This window comes from Candidatus Cyanaurora vandensis, from assembly GCF_013285555.1.
Lineage (GTDB): Bacteria > Cyanobacteriota > Cyanobacteriia > Gloeobacterales > Anthocerotibacteraceae > Cyanaurora > Cyanaurora vandensis.
In genome coordinates this window covers 1-4243 of record NZ_JAAXLT010000005.1, presented here as the reverse complement: position 1 = coordinate 4243, position 4243 = coordinate 1, and the positions used below count along the sequence as shown (strand labels likewise).

The window sequence follows — 4243 nt, the reverse complement described above, 5'->3', positions numbered from 1 at the left end:
GAGAGGAGTTTGAACGATGTGCTGAGGGAGCTTGTTAGACTCTCGAATCAAAGCCGTCGTGAACGACGGGGCTTGTATCCCAATTTCCCGGTCAAGGTCATCGCGTTGAATGTCTTGGAGCCTTCACAAATGAAACGGCGCGGCTTCTTGACCGGGCAGGTTGTTGTTCCGACTGACTTTAACCGCGTGGGTAGTGCTGAAATTGAGCAACTATTCGGCCTGTGAAACCGCTACTCCAGCAGATTTGATAGAAGTAGATGAAATTCACCATTGCGGCTACTCTCCTAGGGGCACTTTCCATACTCGGCTCTGTCGTTATATTAGAAAGCGTTTGTAGATTGCTGAGAGGTAATGCTATCAACTGTACTTGGGCGTTTAGTCAGGGATGCTCCTCTTGTCTTTACCCCGCCCCGAGCCTCCTGCCGTGCCTGCATTATTGTCCCCGCCCGTGATGAAGCGCAATTCATCCAAGCTACGCTGGGTGCCTTGGCTCAGCAGGTGAACCGACTGGGTAGACCCTTGGCCTGGGAGCAGTACGAGGTCATCCTTCTTGCCAACAATTGCCGCGACCAGACGGCCCACCTAGCCCGGATATTTGCTCAGCAGTTACCGGGGTTTTCATTGCACATAATCGAACGGGTCCTGCCGCCTGCTGAAGCCCATGTGGGACGCGCCCGCCAACTATTGATGGATGAAGCCTATCGCCGTCTGATGACTCTAGGCCGTCCTCAGGGCGTGATTTGTTCGACCGATGCCGACACTCTGGTTGCCCCGGACTGGCTGGCGATGACCTTAGCTGAGGTTGAGGCTGGGGCGGATGGCGTGGGGGGCCGGGTCCAGACTGACCGCTGTGGACGGTTAGCCCTCAGTCCCCGTGCCCGTGGTTTCCATTTGCGGGATGTCGCCTATCAGTATTTAGTCAGTGAACTAGAGACCTACCTCGACCCAGACCCAGCGGACCCCTGGCCCCGTCATTACCAGCACTTCGGGGCTAGTCTCGCCGTGACCACTCAAATTTATGGGAAGGTCGGAGGGCTACCTAGTGTGCGGACCCCAGAGGATGTGGCTCTTTACCAAGCCCTACAACGAGTGGATGCCCGCTTCCGCCACAGTCCCCGAGTCCGGGCGACGACCTCAGCCCGCCGGCTCGGGCGGACGGAGAATGGATTAGCCGCGCAACTAGAAACTTGGTCGGAGCTAGGCCAAGCCCAACAGCCCTATTTAGTTGAATCTCCCGTCACGATTGAGCAACGGTTAGTCCTGCGTCGTCGTTTGCGTACCTTTTGGCACCAGCATGGACCCGACCGGGAACTCAATGACCTAGCCCAAGTCCTCGGCGTAGACCGGACTTGGCTCAAAGCTACTCTAACGAGTTCTCCATCCTGCGGTTTATTCCTGCAAACCGTCTCACAACCCACGGGTTCTCGGCTGCCTGTGGAAACTGCCATCGAGCTACTACGGACTCGCCTCGCTGAGCTACGGCATAACCCGCTCAAAGAGGTCCAACCGATAGTCAGGCTCGCGCCGTCCCCCCAAATGCTGCAGGCCCTGCGCCAACCCCAAGAAACTCTCGTGGACCTCATCAGCATTTAGAGGGTAATCCACGGCGAAATGGACCCAATGGATTAACAGCAGATGGCCTCCCGGCTCCAACTGTTGCAGGATACAGGTTTGGGCACGGGCTAAGTCTGTCCAGGACCAGTAGTAGCCCACTTCAGAAACCAGCACGAGATCAAAAGTTTCGGTGGGGAATTCCTCGGGTACCCGCCGTAACTCGCACTGGACATGAGGCAGATGGCAGCAACGCTCCCTAGCCCTCCCCAAGGCCCGTTCTGCCACATCCACAGCGAGCAGTCTTTCGCAACGCTGGGCCAATCGCTCCGTCAACACGCCAATGGAGCAACCAATCTCAAAGGCCGAACGGTACTGCGCTTTAGGTAGGGCAGCGAGAGTCGCGCTGTATTTCGCCTGTTCGTAGGGACTCGTCTCAAAGCTCCAGGGGTCAGGCTGAGCTTGATAAAGGGCATCAAAGTAACTCGGGGGCAAGGAAGGACGCATCACAGGACTCCAGATAGCATTCCCAGGGCTGGGCAAAATGAGCCAAGGTCGCCGGGGTCAACCGGAAACCAGTGGGGTCATCGTCAATTAGGTCCGTGGTCTGGGAGCGGTGGGCCGCGATGGCGGCGAGTTTGCGGCTGAGGACCGAGCTAATATCTAGCTTCCAGGCTGTAACCTCCCCGACGCGGGGTAAATGGTCATTCGTCGCTTGGTCCCACATCCAGACCGGATATTCCAATAGACGCGGGGTTGACCCAAGGGCACCCAGAGCCGAAGTCATCATCGTCCAAACCGCCCGATGATCTGGATGGGGGTCTCGTCGCCAGGGTAGCAAAACCGTGGTGGGCACAAAATCCGCTAAAGCATTCTCACAGCATTCGACAGCCTGAGCAAAACCAGGGTCCCCTGGATGCGGTAGGGTCCCATCTTTTAACCCCAAAAAAGTGATCTGATAAGCGGCAACCCCGAGAACCGCTAGGGCCGCTTGGGCCTCAGTTTCACGTAAAGCCCGTAACTTAGCAGGTGGGTAGCGCAAGGAACCGGGGTGAGAAGCCGTCCCATCACTGACTATAAGGACTCGCACCGACATCCCCTTTAATAAACTCAAAGCCCCGCCACAGCCGAGGGATTCATCATCGGGATGGGGTGCAACGACTAGCGTCGGCCCGAACGTTGCCACACTCGCACTGGGGTAGACGGGCGCGTGGGCTAGGACCCGTTCAAACATGGTCCCACTGGGCATAAATCGGGGTGGTCTGGCTCAAGAGGTGATGGCCCACCTGAGCTAGGGCGGCATCGGGAGCGGGTTGGCGTAGATAGAGGGTCAAATCACGCCCGATGCGCTCAAGGGGGTGGGGTTTGAGTAGGCCCCGCGCGCCTACGGCACGCTCCGCTAAGGTTAAAACTTCCAGACAGTGCGATTCGACAGCGGTGCGGACCATATTGGCATAGGCCACCAAAGTAGCAGTCTGGGTCGGGGTCTGGAGGAATTGGGCACAACCTGCTAGCCAAAGTCGGCAACTCGCCAAGGCAATCCCCATCTGTCCTACCCGGGTACATTGATAGGGGTCCTCCGTCCAACCGCGCTCCTGCAAGTGGGTACGAACTGCCGCAAACAGGGCCTCTGCCCCGCCCAACTGCACTGCTGCAAACCGGACCACCCCGCCCGTCAGCCAGGGTTGCCGCCAGTAGTCGCCGGGTGCCCCAATCAGGTCCTCACTTTCAAGCTCAATCCCACTGAAGTCAATTCGGTAGCTGGTCGAGGCCCGCATCCCCAGGGGTTGCCACCAGGAAGGGTCAATCCGGGCTTGGACTTCATCTAGGGGCACCACGCACATCTGCCAGCCGCCATCGGGTAAGGCCCCGTTGATTAAAGGTCGAGTTACCTGACCCGCCCCCGAAGCAAAGGTCTTGGCCCCCAGTAAGCGATAGCGACCATTCGGCAGGGGAATTAACTTTACCCCGTCCGCATCTTCAGTATTCCAGACCCCAAACAGATGCTGCTCGTGAACCAAACGGCTGTAGCGCAGTTGTTGCTCAAGGGTGCCAAAGGTTTGAATCAATAGCAGGGCATTGACATGGCCTTCATAGACCCGACCCACGGATAAGTTGCCGCGCCCGAGATGACAGAGTAATTCCAGCAAGGTCAGCAGCCCGTCGGCCCCACTCCCTAACCCCAGCCCGCCCCAATCCTGACTGAGGGGAGCCGCCAACAAACCTGCCTCAGCCAACATCCGAAACTCTACTACCGGGAAATCCCCAGTTTGGTCTAGCTGCGCCGCGTTGAGGGCGCAGAAATCGGCTATTTGCTGAGCTTGGGTCAAGGCCACACTATGGGCCGCTGTCACTTGGTCGAAGTCTCGGATAGCTGGGCTAAAAGTAAAAGAGAACATAGTCAAGCATCATCCGGCAAGTTGGCACGGACTGGGGTCTTTCTCAGGGCGGATTTCAGTCCTCGTCGGGTTCCAATTCGAGGAGATGACTGTAGGGCAAAACCAGTTCAGGACGGGAGTACTGGAGAGCTTTGAGTAGCTTCCAGTCCGCTAAGGCCGTCTCGATCTCGGTGTACTCATCGCGCTCAAGGCGTTCAGCGAGCAGGGCAGCATCTTGTTCGGTCCAGTCAGTCAAAGGTTTCGCAGAGGTAAGTGGCATGGTTTTATTTGGTAGTGGCAGGCGGAGTGGCGGG

At 57.6% G+C, this 4243-nt stretch carries 6 protein-coding genes; 2 read left to right on the top strand and 4 right to left on the bottom strand.

Annotation, left to right across the window (positions count from 1 at the left end):
* The first annotated feature begins 9 nt into the window (after positions 1-9).
* Both HFM78_RS00320 and HFM78_RS00315 read left to right on the top strand, forming a co-directional pair.
* Positions 10-225, top strand: a complete 216-nt coding sequence (locus tag HFM78_RS00320; RefSeq protein ID WP_396033327.1) for a hypothetical protein — start codon at positions 10-12, stop codon at positions 223-225.
* Between the two features lie 126 nt (positions 226-351).
* Positions 352-1593: a glycosyltransferase gene (locus HFM78_RS00315; RefSeq protein ID WP_287127420.1), complete on the top strand. Its 1242-nt coding sequence runs from the start codon at positions 352-354 to the stop codon at positions 1591-1593.
* Here HFM78_RS00315 and HFM78_RS00310 read toward each other — a convergent pair.
* The 4 genes from HFM78_RS00310 to HFM78_RS00295 all read right to left on the bottom strand — a co-directional run.
* Positions 1477-2058 (bottom strand): class I SAM-dependent methyltransferase, encoded by a 582-nt coding sequence (locus HFM78_RS00310; protein WP_287127419.1) that lies wholly within the window; start codon positions 2056-2058, stop codon positions 1477-1479. The two genes, HFM78_RS00315 and HFM78_RS00310, sit on opposite strands and share 117 nt — an antisense overlap.
* Positions 2027-2785, bottom strand: coding sequence for a PIG-L deacetylase family protein (locus HFM78_RS00305; protein WP_287127418.1), 759 nt, complete (start codon positions 2783-2785; stop codon positions 2027-2029). The genes HFM78_RS00310 and HFM78_RS00305 overlap by 32 nt, the downstream gene beginning before the upstream one ends.
* Positions 2778-3950 carry an acyl-CoA dehydrogenase family protein gene (locus HFM78_RS00300; protein WP_287127417.1) on the bottom strand — a complete coding sequence of 391 codons (1173 nt, stop codon included), beginning with the start codon at positions 3948-3950 and terminating at the stop codon, positions 2778-2780. The genes HFM78_RS00305 and HFM78_RS00300 overlap by 8 nt, the downstream gene beginning before the upstream one ends.
* Positions 3951-4005: 55 nt before the next feature.
* Positions 4006-4243: DUF2555 domain-containing protein (locus tag HFM78_RS00295; RefSeq protein ID WP_287127416.1), on the bottom strand; the 238-nt coding region annotated here is incomplete at its 5' end.

Bases quoted from the DNA above. Each gene is read 5' to 3' on its own strand.
- HFM78_RS00315 (WP_287127420.1), top strand. From the start codon at position 352: ATGCTATCAACTGTACTTGGGCGTTTAGTCAGGGATGCTCCTCTTGTC.
- HFM78_RS00310 (WP_287127419.1), bottom strand. From the start codon at position 2,058: ATGCGTCCTTCCTTGCCCCCGAGTTACTTTGATGCCCTTTATCAAGCT.
- HFM78_RS00305 (WP_287127418.1), bottom strand. From the start codon at position 2,785: ATGTTTGAACGGGTCCTAGCCCACGCGCCCGTCTACCCCAGTGCGAGT.
- HFM78_RS00300 (WP_287127417.1), bottom strand. From the start codon at position 3,950: ATGTTCTCTTTTACTTTTAGCCCAGCTATCCGAGACTTCGACCAAGTG.